This window comes from Aeromonas sp. 600774 (assembly GCF_049175075.1).
GTDB classification, from domain to species: Bacteria; Pseudomonadota; Gammaproteobacteria; order Enterobacterales; family Aeromonadaceae; genus Aeromonas; species Aeromonas veronii_A.
This window is the reverse complement of record NZ_JAAKUJ010000012.1, coordinates 17,402-33,569: the sequence shown is the minus strand read 5'-3', so window position 1 is coordinate 33,569 and position 16,168 is coordinate 17,402. Positions and strand designations below refer to the sequence as shown.

The window sequence follows — 16,168 nt, the reverse complement described above, 5'->3', positions numbered from 1 at the left end:
AAAGCAGTTAGTCAGAACATATATCAACTCAAGGACGGGATTTATGTCATTAGCTGTGGTTTATAGCCGTGCCAGCCTCGGGATCGCGGCCCCGCAAGTTACAGTGGAAGTTCACCTCTCCAACGGCCTGCCCGCCTTCAACATGGTCGGCCTGCCGGAAACCTCGGTGAAGGAGTCGCGGGATCGGGTGCGCAGCGCCCTGCTCAACGGCAATTTCGAGTTCCCGAGCAAACACATCACGGTCAATCTGGCCCCCGCCGATCTGCCCAAGGAGGGAGGCCGCTTCGATCTGGCTATCGCTATCGGCATTCTCGCCGCTTCCAAGCAGATACCGGCAAAATATCTGCTCGATCACGAATTTTTAGGGGAGTTGGCCCTGACCGGCGAAATTCGCCCCGTGCTCGGCGTGCTGCCCGCCGTACTCGCCTGCCGCGATGCGGGGCGCACCCTGCTGGTGCCGCAGGAGAACGGCCCCGAAGCGTCCCTCATTCAGGATGCCGAGGTGCGCACCGCTCACCAACTGCTGGCCGTCACCGCTTGGCTGGCCGGCCAGTACGAGCTGCCACTGCCGGATCAACAAAGCGCGGAGAGCCTGCCCGATGTACCGGATCTGCAGGATGTGATCGGCCAATCACAGGCCAAACGGGCGCTGGAGATCGCCGCCGCCGGCAGCCACAACCTGTTGTTCATCGGCCCGCCCGGCACCGGCAAGAGCATGCTGGCCAGCCGTCTGCCCGGCATTCTGCCACCGCTCAGCGAGCAGGAGGCGCAGCAGACCGCCGCCATCCACTCCATCGGAGGTCTCACCCCGCGCGCTGGTCACTGGCATCACAGGCCCTATCGCACGCCGCACCACAGTGCCTCGGCGGTGGCGCTGGTGGGAGGCGGCAGCCACCCAAGACCCGGCGAAATATCGCTGGCCCACAACGGAGTGCTGTTTCTCGACGAGCTGCCCGAGTTCGAGCGCAAGGTGCTCGACTCCCTGCGCGAGCCGCTGGAGACGGGCCACATCACCATCAGCCGGGCCGCCCGTCAGGTGGATTTCCCCGCCCGCTTCCAGCTGGTGGGCGCCATGAATCCCAGCCCCTGCGGCCACTATGGTGACGGCCAGACCCGCTCCAGCCCGGATCAGATCCTGCGCTACCTCGGCAAGCTCTCCGGCCCCTTTCTCGACCGCTTCGACCTGACGGTGGAGGTGCCGCTGCTGCCCAAGGGGAGCTTGACCGGCAAGGCGGAGCGGGGGGAGTCGAGCCGGCAGATCCGTGATCGGGTGCTGGCGGCACGGGAGCGGATGCTGAGCCGAAGCGGCAAGCTCAACAACCTGCTTGACAGCCGCGAGATAGAGGATATTTGCCGACTATCACCGCAAGATGCCGAATTTTTGGAGAGTGCCATCCAGAAGCTGGGGCTCAGTATCCGGGCCTGGCACCGCATCCTGCGGGTGTCGCGTACCATCGCCGATCTGGCCGGACAACCCGCCATCGGCAAAGAGCATCTTATCGAGGCGCTCGGCTACCGGGCCATGGATCGGCTGCTATCGCGACTGCGCAGCAGCTGACAGATGGGAAAGGGTGAGTCCGCCCCCATAACTGCTCTGAATGGTCTCACGGGCCAACGGCTGATATTATGGCCACAGATCTGACCACTTGATGGCCCTTTATCGACAGCAAGACGGACCCGACTCATGCCCAACAAGCTGATAGAGCGACTGCGCGGCAGCCTCTCCACCCTGCTCTATTTTTTCAACACCCTCTTCTGGTTTGTTCCCATCTTCTCGCTGGGTCTGCTCAAACTTCTGCTCCCCATCAAAGGGTGGCGTACCCTCTGCAACTGGCTGCTGGATGGCTGTGCCAGCTGCTGGATCGGTTTCAACAATTTGATCCAGAAAACCATCATCAGAACCCCTTTCGATGTGGTCGGAGTGGACAAAGGGCGCCGGAATGAGTGGTATATGGTGATTGCCAACCATCAATCTTGGGTCGACATACTGGTACTGCAGCGGGTTTTTAACCAAAAAATTCCCTTCCTGAAGTTTTTCCTCAAGAAAGAGCTGATTTGGGTACCTTTTCTCGGTCTGGCATGGTGGGCGCTCGACTTCCCCTTCATGCGGCGATATTCCAGGAAATTTCTGGAAAAGCATCCCCATCTGAAGGGAAAAGACATAGAGACAACCCGTAAAGCCTGTGCCCGGTTCCGCCACATTCCAGTGAGTGTGATGAACTTCGTCGAAGGCACCCGCTTCACCAAGGGCAAACATCAGAAGCAGGGTTCGCCCTATCGTCACCTGCTCCATCCGCGCGCAGGCGGCATCGCCTTTACTCTGGCCGCCATGGGTGACCAGTTGCATCAACTGGTAGATGTCACCATCGCCTACCCGGAGGGCATTCCCAGTTACTGGGATTTCATGTGTGGCCGGGTCGGGCAAATCAAGGTTCAGATCCGCTATTTGCCGATCGACCGCAAACTGGTGGGGGATTACTTCAATGACCCCGAGTTCCAACAAGAGTTTCAGCAGTGGCTGAACGGGATCTGGCACGAGAAGGACCAGACCCTGAACCAGCTGCTGGCAACCAAGGCGCAGTAAACACTCATGTTATCCATGCTTCCCGGCCCGCTGGTGCTGCTCATCAGCGCCGGCCTGACCATTCTCTTTACCGCCTTGTGCGCCAGCCTGATCCTGCTGGTTTCGCTGGCCAAACTGCTGCTGCCGGTGCCAGCCTTTGGCCGCGCCTGCAGCCGCCTCAACAACCGCTTCATGCGCCTGTGGCTGGCCTGCAACGCGCTGGTGATACGCCTCACCACCCGCATCGACTGGCAGGTGGAGGACTGCACCAGGCTGCGCAAGGATGGCTGGTATCTCATCATCAGCAACCACATGAGCTGGACCGACATCGTGGTGCTCGGCCACCAGTTCCGGGATCGGCTGCCGGTGCCCAAGTTCTTCATGAAGCACGAGCTCATCTACATCCCGCTGCTGGGGCTCGCCTGCTGGGGGCTCGATATGCCCTTTATGCGCCGCTACTCACGGGAATTCCTGCTGCGCAACCCGCACCTGCGCGGCAAGGATATCGAGACAACCCGTAATGCCTGCGAGAAGTTTCGCCATATCCCCACTACCGTCATCAATTTCGTGGAAGGGACCCGCTTCACCGAGCAGAAACGGGATGCTGCCCGCTCCCGCTATCGCCACCTGATGCCGCCCAAAGCGGCAGGACTGGCCTTTACGCTGGCAGCCATGGGCGAGCAGTTCGACAGCCTGATCAACGTCACCATCCGCTATCCGGACAACGCCGAGACCCCGTTCAAGGACTTCCTGATGGGGCGGGTGAAACGCATTCAGGTGCGGATCGAAGAGCTGCCGGTGGATGAGGCGCTCATTGGGGATTACTTCAATGACAAGCAGTTCAAGCGCGGTTTTCAGGAGTGGCTAAACCAGCGCTGGCAGGAGAAAGACGAGGTGCTGGAGGGGTGGCAGAGCGGTCAGACGCCGCTGCCGGTTGCCGCCAAATCCGGGGAGGAATCCAAAGAGAGCGCAGAAGCCAACTCGGCCAACTGATCTTCGGAAAAGACAGCAATCCCGTGGCGGCGCAGCAGGGCGGTGGTCTTGCCCTCGCCCGCCACAGAGACCCCTTCGAAGCGGCCGTTATAGATACGGCCGCTGCCACATGAGGGGCTCCCCTCTTTCAGCAGGGCGAAGCGAATGCCCTGCGTCTGACAAATAGCCAACGCCAGCGCGGCGCCGCGATCAAACTCGGCAGTCACATCCAGCCCGCTCGCCGTCACTACCCGCTCGCCCTGCCGCTCGGCAGGAGGGCGCGGGGTCAGCAAACCGCCCGCCACTTCGGGGCAGAAGGCCAGCACCCGCCCCTCGGCACCCAGCGCACTCAGCCAGTCGCTGACAATCCCCTTGCTCTGGCCGTCGTAACGCACCGGCTGACCCAGCAGGCAGGCACTCACCAGCACCTTGTGCACGCTGGTCTTACTCATGCTTCCGCTCCGTGCATCACCTGATCGAACATCACGCAGCAGGGGCTCTCCAGCCGGTAGAGGATGGCAGGACGCTGTTTGCCGGTGCGCTTGCGGCCGGTATCCACCAGAATGTCGGCGCGATGGATCCGCTTGCGAAATGCCGCCGTATTCATGGGTGTTTGCAGGATGATTTCGAAGGCGCGCTGCACCTCGGAGAGGGTGAACTCGGGCCCCAGCAGTTGCAGCGGCAGGGTGCTGTAACGGCTCTTGATCCGCAGCCGCTCCAGTCCCTTGGCGATAAGCTGGACATGGTCGAAGGCGAGGCTCAGCCCCGGCAGGTTGGCGAGCGGATGCCAGCAACCGTGGATCGCCTCCACTTCCGGATCGACCAGACAGAGATAGACCAGGGTCGTGGACCAGCCGCGGGGATCCCGCTCCAGATTGCCGAGGGTGCAGACCTGCTCGCTGTAGCAGTGACCGAGCCCCCACTCCGCCAGCAGACGGCGCTGGGCGGCATCCAGATCCCGATCCCGGGTCTCGTCGATGCGCAGCGCCGGCAGTTGCCAGCAGTGGGCAAAGGGGGGGCGATCGCGGGTCTCGAGCAGCAGCTCGAGCCGCTCCTCATGCAACCGCAGCACCACCATATCCAGACTCATTCTCAGCATGCCGATCGCCCTGCTCGCCTTCCATTAATGTTTGGTAGATAATATCACACGAATAGTATGTGCAGGAGCCAATCATGGGAACCGTCGCCAGCCTGGATATTGATGCGCAGAAGGGCTTTACCCCCCTCTGCCCGAACGAACTGCCCGTCGCGGGCGGTGATGATATTGTGGCTGCGCTCAACGCTCAGGCCACCCTCGCCACGCTGCGGATCGGCAGCAAAGACTCTCACCCTGCCAATGCCGACTGGGCCGTTTCTGACCCCGCCGGCATGCTGCTGCCGCTGGATCTGCCCAACGCCGACCTCACCTGGCCGGTGCACTGCGTACCGGGTAGCAAAGGCTTCGAGCTGCTCGACGGCCTACCCGCTCCCATCGACTATGACTTCTTCGTCTGGAAGGGGGTCGAACCGGATCTCCATCCCTACGGCACCTGCTTCCACGACCTGGCCGAACGGCGCAGCACCGGACTCATCGAATTCCTGCAAGCCCGCAAGGTCGATACCGTACTGGTCGGCGGCCTCGCCACCGACTACTGTGTCAAAACCAGCGTGCTGCAACTGCGCCGCGCCGGTTTCCGGGTGATCGTCCATCTCGATGCCTGCCGTGGCATCGCCCCCGCGACGGTTGCCAGCGCCCACACCCAGATGATTGAGGCTGGCGCCGAACTGGCCCAGACCCTGATCGATGTACAACGCCTGCTGGACGCCTGATATGCCACCGATTCTTACCAGCCTGCTCGACACCGACGCCTGCACGTTACATATGCGGCAGGGGAGCTCCATCGTGCTCACCAGTCTGCGAGGAGCCTGATATGCCCCCAATCCTCACCAGCCTGCTCGACACCGACGCCTACAAGCTGCATATGCAGCAGGCGGTGTTCCATCGCTATCCGGATGCCGAGGTGGTGGCCGAGTTTCACAGCCGCAATGAAGAGGATCTGCTGCCCATGATGGGGCAGATCGAGGAGCAACTGCGCCTCGCCGGTTCCCTGCGACTGACCAGGCCAGAGCTCGATTTTCTGGCCGAGCGTCCCTTCTTCACCCCTGACTACCTCGACCACCTGCGCCGCAAGCCGCTCGACGCCTCCCTGCTCAAGGTGTTCGAGCAGGATGGCCGCATCAATGTGCGGGTCGAGGGCCCCTGGCAGGATGTGATCCTGTGGGAGATCCCGGTGCTCGCCATCATCAGCGAGATGCGCAACCGCTTCCGCTACCCCCAGTTCGGCGTCAGCCACGCGCTGGAGCGGCTCGATCAGAAGATCGACAAGCTGGAGAAGGAGCTGAGCAGCGACGAGATGAGCGAGTTTAACCTCATCGACTTCGGCACCCGCCGCCGCTTCTCTCACGCGGTACAGGATGCGGTAGTGGGTCGCCTCAAGGAGCGGCTGCCGGCGTTTCGCGGCACCAGCAACTACATGCTGGCCCAGAAGTACAAGCTGCCCGCGGTCGGCACCCAGGCCCATGAGTGGTTCCAGGCGCACCAGCAGCTCGGCTTCCCGCTGGAGCACAGCCAGCGCGCTGCCCTCACCAGCTGGCTGGACGAGTTCACCGACCATCTCGGCATCGCCCTGACCGACTGCATCACCATGGATGCCTTCCTGCGGGACTTCGACTTCGAGCTGGCCAGCAGCTATCAGGGCTTGCGTCACGACTCCGGCGATCCCGTGGTGTGGGGCGAGAAGGCGATCAGCCACTATCAGCGGCTCGGCATCGACCCCACCGACAAGACCCTGGTCTTCTCCGACGGGCTCAACCTCGACAAGGCGGTGCAGCTGTTCCGCCACTTCCGTGGCCGCATCAACACCAGCTTCGGCATCGGCACCAAGCTCACCTGCGATCTGCCCGGTGTCAGCCCGATGAACATCGTCTTCAAGCTGATCGAGTGCAATGGCGGCCCGGTTGCCAAGATCTCCGACAGCCCGGGCAAGACCCTCTGCCGGGATGCGGAGTTTATCCGCAACCTCAAACAGGCGTTCCACGTCGGGGTCTGATCTTCGAAATCGCCAGAAAACAAAAAGCCCGCCGGTTCACACCGGCGGGCTTTTTATCGACTCAAGGGGTATCAGTCTTTCTTGGCCAGCAGGAATTTCACCAGCTGGTTGAACTGCTCCTGAGAGGAGATGGATTCAATCTTGATCATGTACTTGCCGTTCACCAGGAAGGCAGGTACGCCACGGATGTTGTAGCTCTCCATGTTGCGATCGAACTGGGAGACCATGCCGGACACGGCAAAGCTGTCGACGGCACCGTCAAACTCTTCGGCCGGTACACCGTTAGCGACGAATAGCTGCTTCACGTCATCGCGGCTCATCGGCGGCTGACGCTGAACATGGATCTTGTTGAAGATGGCCGGGGTCAGCTTGGCTTCGGCGTTGAGCAGGCTGGCAACGGCGTAGGCACGCTGCATCTCCGGGCCCATTTCACGACCGAGGAAACCGACCGGGTTCTTCTTCAGGGTGACGCCCTTGGGCAGCTCGGCTTTCATCTGCTCGACGATCGGTTCAAAGGTGGCGCAGTGCGGGCAGTAGTAGGAGAAGAACTCCATCACTTCCGGCTGGGCGGTACCAGTCTGTTTCACCACATCGTAGTTGACGCCTTCCTTGAACTCGGGGGCGGCGTGAACCATGGGGATCATCAGCATGGCAGCAAGGAAAAATAGGATTTTTTTCATGATGTTTCCTGTTAAGGGATCACTGTGAGGCACGCCCGGCGAACCGAAGCAGTGCCAAGCCTATTGTTTCGCCATGCTGACGTCAATGGTCAGGGCCGGAGATCGAGTCCCGCTTTCCTCGCAAGATCCCTTCTATTTCACCAGTTTGGCATCAGGCTCAACGGTGGCGCCTTGAGTGCCTCCAGCTGATCGTGCAGTGTCGCTATCTGTTGACGCCAGTAGTGATCGGTATTGAACCAGGGGAAGTGACGGGGGAAGGCAGGATCTTCCCAGCGCCGTGCCAGCCAGGCCATGTAGTGAACGATGCGCATCGCCCGCAGCGGCTCGATCAGCGCCAGCTCCCGCGAGTCGAACTCCATAAACTCCTCGTAGCCCGCCAGCAGGGTATCGAGCTGGATCTGCTGCTCGTGGCGCTCGCCGCTCAGCATCATCCAGAGATCCTGAATCGCGGGGCCGGTGCGGCAATCATCGAGGTCGACAAACATGGGGCCATCGCGCCAGAGGATGTTGCCCGGGTGGCAATCGCCATGCAGGGAGATCTGCGCCACATCCAGGGTCATGGCGTCGCTGACATGCTTGATCAGCTCGTCGAGTACCCCGAAGAATTGCTTCGCCAGCCCGCTTGGCAGCCACTCGCCAGACGCCAGCAGCTGACGCGGTTCATGCAGCATGCTCTCCACATCGAGCCGCACCCGATGGTGAAACGGCTTGCTGGCGCCGATCTGATGAATGCGACCGAGGAAACGCCCCACCCACTCAAGCTGGTCGAGATTATCCACCTCGAACTGGCGGCCACCGACGCTCTGCCAGATGGCAAAGGGGTAGCCCTCGTGCTCCAGCAGGGTCTCGCCCGCGAAGGCGAGCGGCGCGGCGACCGGGATCTCAGCCTCTGCGAGACGGGTGGCAAACTCGTGCTCTTCGAGGATCTGGGCCCGGCTCCAGCGGCCGGGACGGTAGAACTTCACCACATAGCGGCGACGATCCTCATCCTGAAACTGATAGACCCGGTTTTCGTAGCTGTTGAGCTCGATGAGGCCGGAGTCGAGTCGCAGGCCACTGAGATCGAGCGCATCCATGATGAGGTCGGGATTGAGGTCGGAATAGTTGAAACGCATGTCATCCACCATAAGAAAGGGGCGCCGTTGCGCCCCATTCTATCACTACTGACCGCCATTGCCGTGCTCGCTGGTGACCGGATTGGTGTCACATCCGGCACACCACCACATGCAGTTACAGCCGGCTGATAAACTTGCTGCCCTGGCGCAGGTTGCCCTTGCTGTCATCAGGGGCAGCTCCCTCCCGCTTCAGCACGAACTGGATATCCAGCGTTGGTCGTTTCAGGTTGTAGGGGTCGACCGCCAGACTGACCGGCAGGGTATAGATCTCGCCCGCCTTCAGGGTCACTTCACGGGGGCCGAACCACTGATACTCGGGCAAGCCCTCCACATCCAGTTGGTAGGTCTGGGACTGCAGGGTCTTGTTGAGGATCTTGAGGGTGTAGGTGTTCTCGATAAGCCCCTCGCTGTTTTCGCGGAACAGCTGGTTGCGATCCCGCAGGATATCGAGCCCCATCGGCATGATGGACATGGCGTTGTAGACAAATACCCCCAGCATCACCGCCATCACCAGCCCGTAACCGATCAACTTGGGCCGCGCCACATGGGTGGAGTCGTTGGCCAGCTTGTGCTCTGTGGTGTAACTGATGAGCCCTTTCGGGTAGCCCATCCGCTCCATGGTCTGGTCGCAGGCATCGACGCAGGCACCGCAGTTGATGCACTCGTACTGCAGGCCGTCGCGGATATCGATACCGGTCGGGCAGACCTGCACGCAGAGATCGCAGTCGATACAGTCACCCAGCCCCATCGCCTTGGGATCCGCCTTGCGGGAACGGGCGCCACGGGTCTCGCCACGCTTGGTGTCATAACCGACGATGAAGGTGTCCTTGTCGAACATGGCGGACTGGAAGCGGGCATAGGGGCACATGTGGATACACATGATGGCACGCATCCAGCCCGCGTTGCCGTAGGTAATGATGGTGAAGAAGATCACCCAGAACAACACCCATCCGCTGGCCTGCAGGGTGAAGAGGTCCGGCACCAGTTCAGTTACATCCTGGAAGTAGGCAACGAAGGTCAGGCCGGTCACCAGCGAGATCGCCAGCCAGGCCAGATGCTTGGCCCCCTTGCGAGCCAGCTTCTCGCCGCTCCAGGGCGCCTCGTCCAGCTTGCGCCGCTTGTTGGCGGGCCCTTCCAGCTTCTCTTCAAACCAGATGAACATGAAGGTCCAGACCGTCTGCGGGCAGAGATAGCCACACCAGACCCGACCGAGGAAGGTGGTAATAAAGAAGAGTCCGAAGGCGGCGATCATGAAGAGCCAGGCGAGCAGGGTCAGATCCTGCGGCCAGATGGTGGCGCCAAAGATATGGAACTGCTGGTGACCGAGGTCGAACAGCACCGCCTGTCGCCCGTCGTAACGCAGCCAGGGCAGCAGCACGAACAGCGCCACAAAGAACCAGCCCATGGCCTTGCGCATCCGCTGCCAATACCCTTTCTGGGCCCGCACATAGATGCGGTTGCCCGGGTTGAATCTGTCGTCGCTGGCTTTGAACGTATTGGGGTTGAAGGTCCCGGTTACGCCCTTGTTGGTGACGTCCTTGATATCGATTTTATCGTGGTCGGCCATTGCAAGACATCGCTCCCTTATTTGTTATGGAGCGGATTATATCTTAAACAGCATGCTAATTGTGTGGATTAGATGTATCTAATATTGGGGTTGGATCGCAATTTTCGGCAACAAAAAAGCGCATCACCACGAGGTGATGCGCTTCCGCTAAAGATTCACTTGATTCCGCGAGCCTTGAGCAGTGCCTCTTTGAAATCGGGCACATGATCCTTGGCCAGACCGGGGATCATCGCCTGCTTGTCGGATTCCCGCATCTTGAGGTGATAGATCAGCATGTCGTCGGTCAGCTCGGACAGAGGCCCTTCAAATCCCGCTTCTTGGGCCAGTTTGGCAACAAACTGCACCAGGCTGAGATCCTGTTCCTTGATCCAGGCAGGCTGCAACAACTCCAGCAGCTCTTCGATACGATGACATTGCATAGACAACCTCTTTAATCTGTCACGTTAAATTCAGGCAACCTTACCCATCAAGGCTACTTCGATTCGATCCCGCCCATTATGCTTGGCCTGATACAGGGCCGCATCCGCTTTTTGGATCAAATCGGCGATTTTCATGCTGTTGTCCGGTATCAGTGTCGCAACACCAAAACTACATGTGACCCGACCGGAGACCAGTGACTTCTGGTGCGGGATGGCCAGCTCCTTGAGCGCCTGCCGCACATTGTCGGCCACCTGCAGTGCCCCCTGCATGCCGGTGCAGGGCAGCAGCAAGGCGAACTCTTCGCCCCCGTACCGGGCCGCCAGATCGTCCTCGCGCCGCTCCACCTCGGCCAGCAAACCAGCCACCTGTTGCAAACAGTCATCCCCCAGCTGATGGCCGTAGAGATCGTTGAACTGCTTGAAGTAATCCACATCCACCAGCACCAGCGACAACGGCGCCCGGGCGCGATGGCAGCGCCGCCAGGCCCGCTCCAGAGAGTCGTCGAGATGGGCGCGGTTGGCGATGCCGGTCAGGCCGTCGAGGCGGGAGGTGAGACGCAAATGCTCGGAGACCGCCTTCAGTTCGGCCACCAGCTCGGCGTTGGAGAAACGGTGGTGGAGCGAGGCGATCTGATCCCGCCGCATCCGGCGCAACAGGGTCGGCAGAAAGACAAACAGATAGCCCGCCAGCATGCAGGAGACAATCCGCTCCTGCTCGTTGCCATTGCCCAGCTCGAACAGCATCGCCATGCCCAGCGGCAGGGCGGAACCATAGAGGGTGCGGCGGCTGCCAAACAGCATGATGGCGCTGCCGGTAAGAATGAGACTGGAGAGCATCATCATGGCGGCCCGGTAGGTATCGGGCAGCTTGTCCATGTAGAGCAGCACCCCGAGGGCCCAGATGATGGAGGTGATGGTGGCTCCGATAAAGAGCTCCCGCTCCAGCACCGGCAACGGCGTCTGGTGCAGGCGGGCTCGGCGCCAGCGCAGGTGCCAGCCCCGACCCAGTAGCCACAGGAAAGTGCCTGCCAGCCAACCGAGTGCTTCGATGGCGGGTAGATAGTCGTGAAACAGCAGACTCCAGCCAAATGCCAACACGCCCAAACAGGGGAGACTGAACGATGCATGGGTATAGAGCTGGGCCATGATGGCCTGCTTAACCTGACGTGTCACACTCTGGGTCAACTGAGTACTCCTGTACAAGAGCCGAGCAGTCTACCATTACCCCCTGACCCGCAACAATAAAGCGCCGCTTATTAAGAAGTTAATCAATCAATAACGATTTCTTCTGCGCTGGCAGGTGAGTCCTTGCTCACCCCTTCTCCAATTCATCGAGGATCGGACACTCGGGATTTTCATCCCCGTGGCAGCAGCAAACCAACCCTTCCAGGGAGGTAAGCATGGCCTGCAAACCGGCAATGCGGGCGCGCAGATCGACGATCTTCTCCTGCGCCAGCTTCTTCACCTGGGCGCTGGTTCTGTGTTCGTCCCGATAGAGTGCCAGCAGCTCCTGACACTCTTCCAGATTGAAGCCGGTCTCCCGCGCCCGCTTGACGAAACGCAGCTCGCGCAGCGCCCCCTCGGTGTAACTGCGATAACCGTTGTCACTGCGTACCGGGGCTGTGATGAGGCCAATGCTCTCGTAATAACGGATGGTCTTGGCGGTCAGCCCAGTGGCCTTGGCAACCTTGCTGATGTTCATTTATGCCTCCTTACTGATCGGGTTGGATGCTGGCCCGTGCGCCGCCCTGGGCTGCCAGCGTTTCAATAACAGGGAATTGCTCAAAACGGTGATGCTGCTCAGGGCCATGGCCGCCCCCGCCAGCTCGGGGCTCAGGTAGCCTAGCGCCGCCAGCGGAATGCCAATGATGTTGAACACGAAGGCCCAGAACAGATTCTGCTGTATGGTGCGCCAGGTCGCCGCCGAGATGTCGATGGCATCGGCCACCAGCCGCGGATCAGAGCGCATCAGGGTGATGGAAGCGGTCTCCATCGCCACGTCGGAGCCGGAGCCCATGGCGATACCGACATCCGCCGCCGCCAGCGCCGGGGCGTCGTTCACCCCGTCCCCCACCATGGCCACCATCCCGCGGGTTTGCGCCCGCAGCGCCTCCACTTTCTCCACCTTGCCCGCTGGCAGCACGGAGTCAAAGGCCCCGTCCAGCCCCAGCTTGGCGGCGATATGGGCCACCGGCGCCGGTGCATCGCCGCTCACCAGCCAGCTGGCGATGCCGCGCTGGCGCAGGGTGGCGATGGCTTCCGGGCTCTCGGGGCGCAGGGTATCGGCCAAAGCAGCGATACCAACCACAGCACCGTCGATGGCAACCCAAACCCGGGTCGCCCCATCGGCGGCTTGTTCATCCTGTTGCGGCGGTTCAATGCCGAGCTGGGCTAGCAGGGAACCATTGCCGATGGCGACACTGTGGCCCGCCACCTGACCGACTATGCCGGCACCGACCCGCACCTCGACCGCGTCGGGCTGAGGCAGTGCCACCCCGCTGCCGACCGCCTCGCGCATCGCCAGCGCCAGCGGGTGTTCGCTCGCCTGCTGCAGGGCGGCGGCGAGACGCAACTGATCGGCAGTGCCACTCCAGCTCGCCAGTACAGGCTTGCCTTGAGTGAGCGTGCCGGTCTTGTCGAAGATCAGCGCCTTGATGGCGTGGGCCTTCTGCAAGGTATCCACATCCTTGATCAGGATGCCGTGGCGCGCCGCGACGCCAGTGCCGGTGACAATGGCCGCCGGGGTCGCCAGCCCCAGCGCACAGGGGCAGGCGATCACCAGCACCGCCACCGCTGCCAGCAGCGCCTGACCGAAGTCGTTGCTGATGGCGTACCACACCAGCAGGGTGAACAGGGCAATGGCCATCACCACCGGCACAAACACGGCGGAGACCTTGTCCACCAGCTGCTGCAGCGGTGCCTTGCCCATCTGGGCACTCTCCACCAGCGCGATGATCTTGCTGAGGCTGGAATCCTCCCCCACGGTCGTGGCTTCGATCTCCAGCACGCCGGAGCGGTTGATGGCTCCGCCCAGCACCTTGTCGCCCGCACTGCGCGGCACCGGCAGACTCTCGCCGGTGAGGATCGATTCGTCCAGTTCGCTGGCGCCGCTAACGATTTTGCCATCCACCGGCACCCGCTCGCCCACCAGCACCCGCAGCCGATCGCCGCGCAGCACCTCGTCGATGGCGACGCTTTGCCAGCTCTCGCCACGCCAGACGGTGGCGGTTTCCGGCCGCAGCGCCATCAGTTCGCGAATGGCGGACTGGGTGCTGCGTCTGGCCCGTGCCTCCAGCAACTTGCCGAGGGAGATCAGGGTAATGATGATGGCGCTCGCCTCGAAATAGAGCTTGCCGCTAGCAGCCATCCCCAGCGTCAACAACAGATAGAGGCTGTAGAAGTAAGCGGCGCTGGTGCCGGTTGCTACCAGCACATCCATATTGGCTGCGCGGTTCTTGATGGCGAGCCAGGCACCGCGATAGAAGCGGGCGCCGATCCAGAACTGCACCGGGGTGGCGAGCAGCAGCTCCAGCCAGGCGGGTAGATGCCAGGGGAACAGTCCGGCCATGGCCAGCATCCCCACCAGCAGCGGCAACGTCAGCAAAGCCGAGACGATGACCCGAGTTTGAGCCTGACGGGCTGTGGCGGCCTCCTGCGCTTCCCGCTCCAGCAACTGCTGGCGGCGGCCACTGGCCGAGCCTTGTGCCAGCTGAGCACCAAAGCCGAGCGCTTCGATCTGCTCGCGCAAAGCGGCCGGGGTCTGCATCCCGGGGACCAGCACGACCCGGGCCTGTTCGATGGAGAAGTTGACCTCGGCCGAGATAACGCCGGGCAGCGCCGCCAGCATCTTGTTCAGGCGGGCCGAACAACCGGCACATGTCATGCCGGTAATTTGAAACAAAAGGGTCTCGCTGCCGTAGTCGTAACCCTGACTCTTGATACTGTCGAGCACCACAGGCAGGCGGTCGGGGCTGGCCAACTCGATGGCCGCCTGCTCCAGCGCGAAATTGACGGTGGCCGATACCCCGTCGAGTTTGTTGAGGCTGGTCGCGATGCGGCCTGCGCAGTTGGCGCAGCTCATGCCGCTGAGCGGCAACTGCAGATGAATGGGTGATTGAAGATGAGTGGTCATGTTGTTCCTCCCCGGAACCCGTCGGCACCACAAAACGCCGACTGGCAAACCCTAACCTTTACTGTAAGGGCAAGCTCAAGCCACATGATCCACTTTTTGCAGATGAAAAAACGGCGCCCGTTTGCTGCCAGAGAGCAAACGGGCGCCGCATTCAGCTATTGCGCGGTGTGAGCTGAACTCAGATACCGTACTGAGCGCGGTAAGCCTTCATGGCCGCCAGTTGCGCTGCCAGCTCCGGCTGTTCGGCCTGCTTCTCTTCCAGATACTGGATCAAGTCGCTCATCTGGATGATGGCGATGATGTGGGCGCCGTAGTCACGCTCCACTTCCTGAATGGCGGAGAGTTCGCCCTTGCCCTTCTCCTGACGGTCCAGCGCGATCAGCACGCCCGCCAGCGAGGCGCCGTTGGCCTGGATCAGATCCATGGATTCGCGGATGGCGGTACCGGCGGTGATGACATCGTCCACCAGCATGATGCGACCTTTGAGCGGGCTGCCCACCAGATTGCCGCCCTCGCCGTGATCCTTGGCCTCCTTGCGGTTGAAGCACCAGGGCACGTCCACATCGTGCTGCTCCACCAGCTGCACGGCGGTGGCGGAGGCGATGGGGATCCCCTTGTAGGCCGGGCCAAACAGCACATCGAACTCGATACCGGCATCCATCAGGGCGGCGGCATAGAAGCGGCCGAGACGGGCCAGATCGCGGCCGCTGTTGAACAGACCGGCGTTGAAGAAGTAGGGGCTTTTACGACCGGATTTCAGGGTAAATTCACCGAATTTGAGGACCTGTTTCTCCAGGGCGAATTCGATAAATTGACGCTGGTAGGCTTTCATTCTGGCTCCTTGCTTGGCTTGTCGTTGTCTTGTGTGGGGGTATAAAAAAACGCGGTCAATGCCGCGTTTTTAAAATCAGGAGAGCGACTGCTTCTGCAGCGCAATGATGTCGGCGATGCCGCCCTTGGCGAGCGCCAGCATCTCCAGCAGCTCTTCATGGGTGAAGGGCTCGGCCTCCGCAGTGCCCTGCACTTCGATGATGCGACCATCTTCGGTCATCACCACGTTCATGTCGGTCTCGGCGGCGGAGTCTTCGATGTACTCCAGATCGCAGATGGCTTCTCCCTGATACATGCCGACGGAGACGGCGGCGATCATCTGCTTGAGCGGGCTCTGCTTGATCATGCCCTTCTCGACCATCCAGTTCAGCGCATCCACCAGCGCCACGCAGGCACCGGTAATGGAGGCGGTGCGGGTGCCGCCATCGGCTTGCAGCACGTCACAGTCAACTGTGATGGAGTGCTCGCCCAGCGCAGTCAGGTCTACCGCTGCGCGCAGGGAGCGGGCGATCAGCCGGGAGATCTCCAGAGTGCGGCCACTCTGCTTGCCGGAGGCCGCTTCGCGGTTCATCCGGGAGTGGGTGGAGCGCGGCAGCATGCCGTATTCTGCAGTCACCCAGCCCTGGTTCTTCCCTTTCAGGAAGCGAGGCACGCTGGTGTCGACGCTGGCGGTGCAGAGCACGCGAGTGTTACCGAACTCCACCAGCACTGAGCCTTCTGCATGTTTGGTGAAATTGCGGGTAATGGTAACCGGGCGAAGTTGCGCGGCACTGCGATCGCTTGGACGTGACATGGAACGG

Annotated in this window: 16 protein-coding genes; 5 read left to right on the top strand and 11 right to left on the bottom strand. The window is 61.4% G+C overall.

What is annotated here, in order from left to right; all coding sequences use genetic code 11:
- Positions 1 to 43: 43 nt before the first annotated feature.
- The 3 genes from G5171_RS14025 to G5171_RS14015 all read left to right on the top strand — a co-directional run bounded on the left by G5171_RS14025 (position 44) and on the right by G5171_RS14015 (position 3,556).
- A complete protein-coding gene (locus G5171_RS14025; RefSeq protein ID WP_421260338.1) occupies positions 44 to 1,558 on the top strand; it encodes a YifB family Mg chelatase-like AAA ATPase in 1,515 nt (504 codons plus the stop codon).
- A gap of 126 nt (positions 1,559 to 1,684) precedes the next feature.
- Complete coding sequence (locus G5171_RS14020; RefSeq protein ID WP_043851522.1) at positions 1,685 to 2,584, top strand: acyltransferase; 900 nt, start codon at positions 1,685 to 1,687, stop codon at positions 2,582 to 2,584.
- Positions 2,585 to 2,590: 6 nt separating this feature from the next.
- Positions 2,591 to 3,556, top strand: coding sequence for an acyltransferase (locus G5171_RS14015; RefSeq protein ID WP_421260337.1), 966 nt, complete (start codon positions 2,591 to 2,593; stop codon positions 3,554 to 3,556).
- Here G5171_RS14015 and G5171_RS14010 read toward each other — a convergent pair.
- Both G5171_RS14010 and G5171_RS14005 read right to left on the bottom strand, forming a co-directional pair.
- Positions 3,481 to 3,987: a DUF523 domain-containing protein gene (locus tag G5171_RS14010; RefSeq protein ID WP_421250932.1), complete on the bottom strand. Its 507-nt coding sequence runs from the start codon at positions 3,985 to 3,987 to the stop codon at positions 3,481 to 3,483. The two genes, G5171_RS14015 and G5171_RS14010, sit on opposite strands and share 76 nt — an antisense overlap.
- Positions 3,984 to 4,634, bottom strand: coding sequence for an NUDIX hydrolase (locus G5171_RS14005; RefSeq protein WP_005339607.1), 651 nt, complete (start codon positions 4,632 to 4,634; stop codon positions 3,984 to 3,986). Before G5171_RS14005 ends, G5171_RS14010 begins: the two co-directional genes overlap by 4 nt.
- Before the next feature lie 74 nt (positions 4,635 to 4,708).
- Between G5171_RS14005 and G5171_RS14000 the strand changes: the two genes are divergently transcribed.
- Positions 4,709 to 5,344 (top strand): nicotinamidase, encoded by a 636-nt coding sequence (locus G5171_RS14000; protein WP_005357452.1) that lies wholly within the window; start codon positions 4,709 to 4,711, stop codon positions 5,342 to 5,344.
- 101 nt (positions 5,345 to 5,445) lie between these two features.
- The gene (gene pncB, locus G5171_RS13995) at positions 5,446 to 6,624 is read left to right on the top strand and encodes a nicotinate phosphoribosyltransferase (protein WP_005342020.1); all 1,179 of its coding nucleotides are present in this window, start codon (positions 5,446 to 5,448) and stop codon (positions 6,622 to 6,624) included.
- Between the two features lie 71 nt (positions 6,625 to 6,695).
- Here the strand turns inward: pncB and G5171_RS13990 are convergent, their stop codons facing one another.
- The 9 genes from G5171_RS13990 to rph all read right to left on the bottom strand — a co-directional run bounded on the left by G5171_RS13990 (position 6,696) and on the right by rph (position 16,161).
- Entirely contained in the window at positions 6,696 to 7,304 is a 609-nt protein-coding gene (locus G5171_RS13990; RefSeq protein WP_041209469.1) for a thiol:disulfide interchange protein DsbA/DsbL, read from the bottom strand.
- A gap of 137 nt (positions 7,305 to 7,441) precedes the next feature.
- The gene (locus tag G5171_RS13985; RefSeq protein WP_040095068.1) at positions 7,442 to 8,431 is read right to left on the bottom strand and encodes a serine/threonine protein kinase; all 990 of its coding nucleotides are present in this window, start codon (positions 8,429 to 8,431) and stop codon (positions 7,442 to 7,444) included.
- Positions 8,432 to 8,534: 103 nt separating this feature from the next.
- Complete coding sequence (gene ccoG / locus G5171_RS13980; RefSeq protein ID WP_421250933.1) at positions 8,535 to 9,986, bottom strand: cytochrome c oxidase accessory protein CcoG; 1,452 nt, start codon at positions 9,984 to 9,986, stop codon at positions 8,535 to 8,537.
- A gap of 155 nt (positions 9,987 to 10,141) precedes the next feature.
- A complete protein-coding gene (locus tag G5171_RS13975) occupies positions 10,142 to 10,405 on the bottom strand; it encodes a YihD family protein (protein WP_005339598.1) in 264 nt (87 codons plus the stop codon).
- Between the two features lie 30 nt (positions 10,406 to 10,435).
- Positions 10,436 to 11,590: a GGDEF domain-containing protein gene (locus tag G5171_RS13970; RefSeq protein ID WP_005339596.1), complete on the bottom strand. Its 1,155-nt coding sequence runs from the start codon at positions 11,588 to 11,590 to the stop codon at positions 10,436 to 10,438.
- Positions 11,591 to 11,717: 127 nt separating this feature from the next.
- Entirely contained in the window at positions 11,718 to 12,107 is a 390-nt protein-coding gene (gene cueR / locus G5171_RS13965) for a Cu(I)-responsive transcriptional regulator (RefSeq protein WP_005356117.1), read from the bottom strand.
- On the bottom strand, positions 12,108 to 14,537 hold the full coding sequence (locus G5171_RS13960; protein ID WP_421260336.1) for a heavy metal translocating P-type ATPase: 2,430 nt from the start codon (positions 14,535 to 14,537) through the stop codon (positions 12,108 to 12,110).
- A gap of 178 nt (positions 14,538 to 14,715) precedes the next feature.
- On the bottom strand, positions 14,716 to 15,369 hold the full coding sequence (gene pyrE, locus G5171_RS13955) for an orotate phosphoribosyltransferase (protein WP_010676102.1): 654 nt from the start codon (positions 15,367 to 15,369) through the stop codon (positions 14,716 to 14,718).
- A gap of 75 nt (positions 15,370 to 15,444) precedes the next feature.
- Positions 15,445 to 16,161, bottom strand: a complete 717-nt coding sequence (gene rph, locus G5171_RS13950; protein WP_005339589.1) for a ribonuclease PH — start codon at positions 16,159 to 16,161, stop codon at positions 15,445 to 15,447.
- Positions 16,162 to 16,168: the final 7 nt, after the last annotated feature.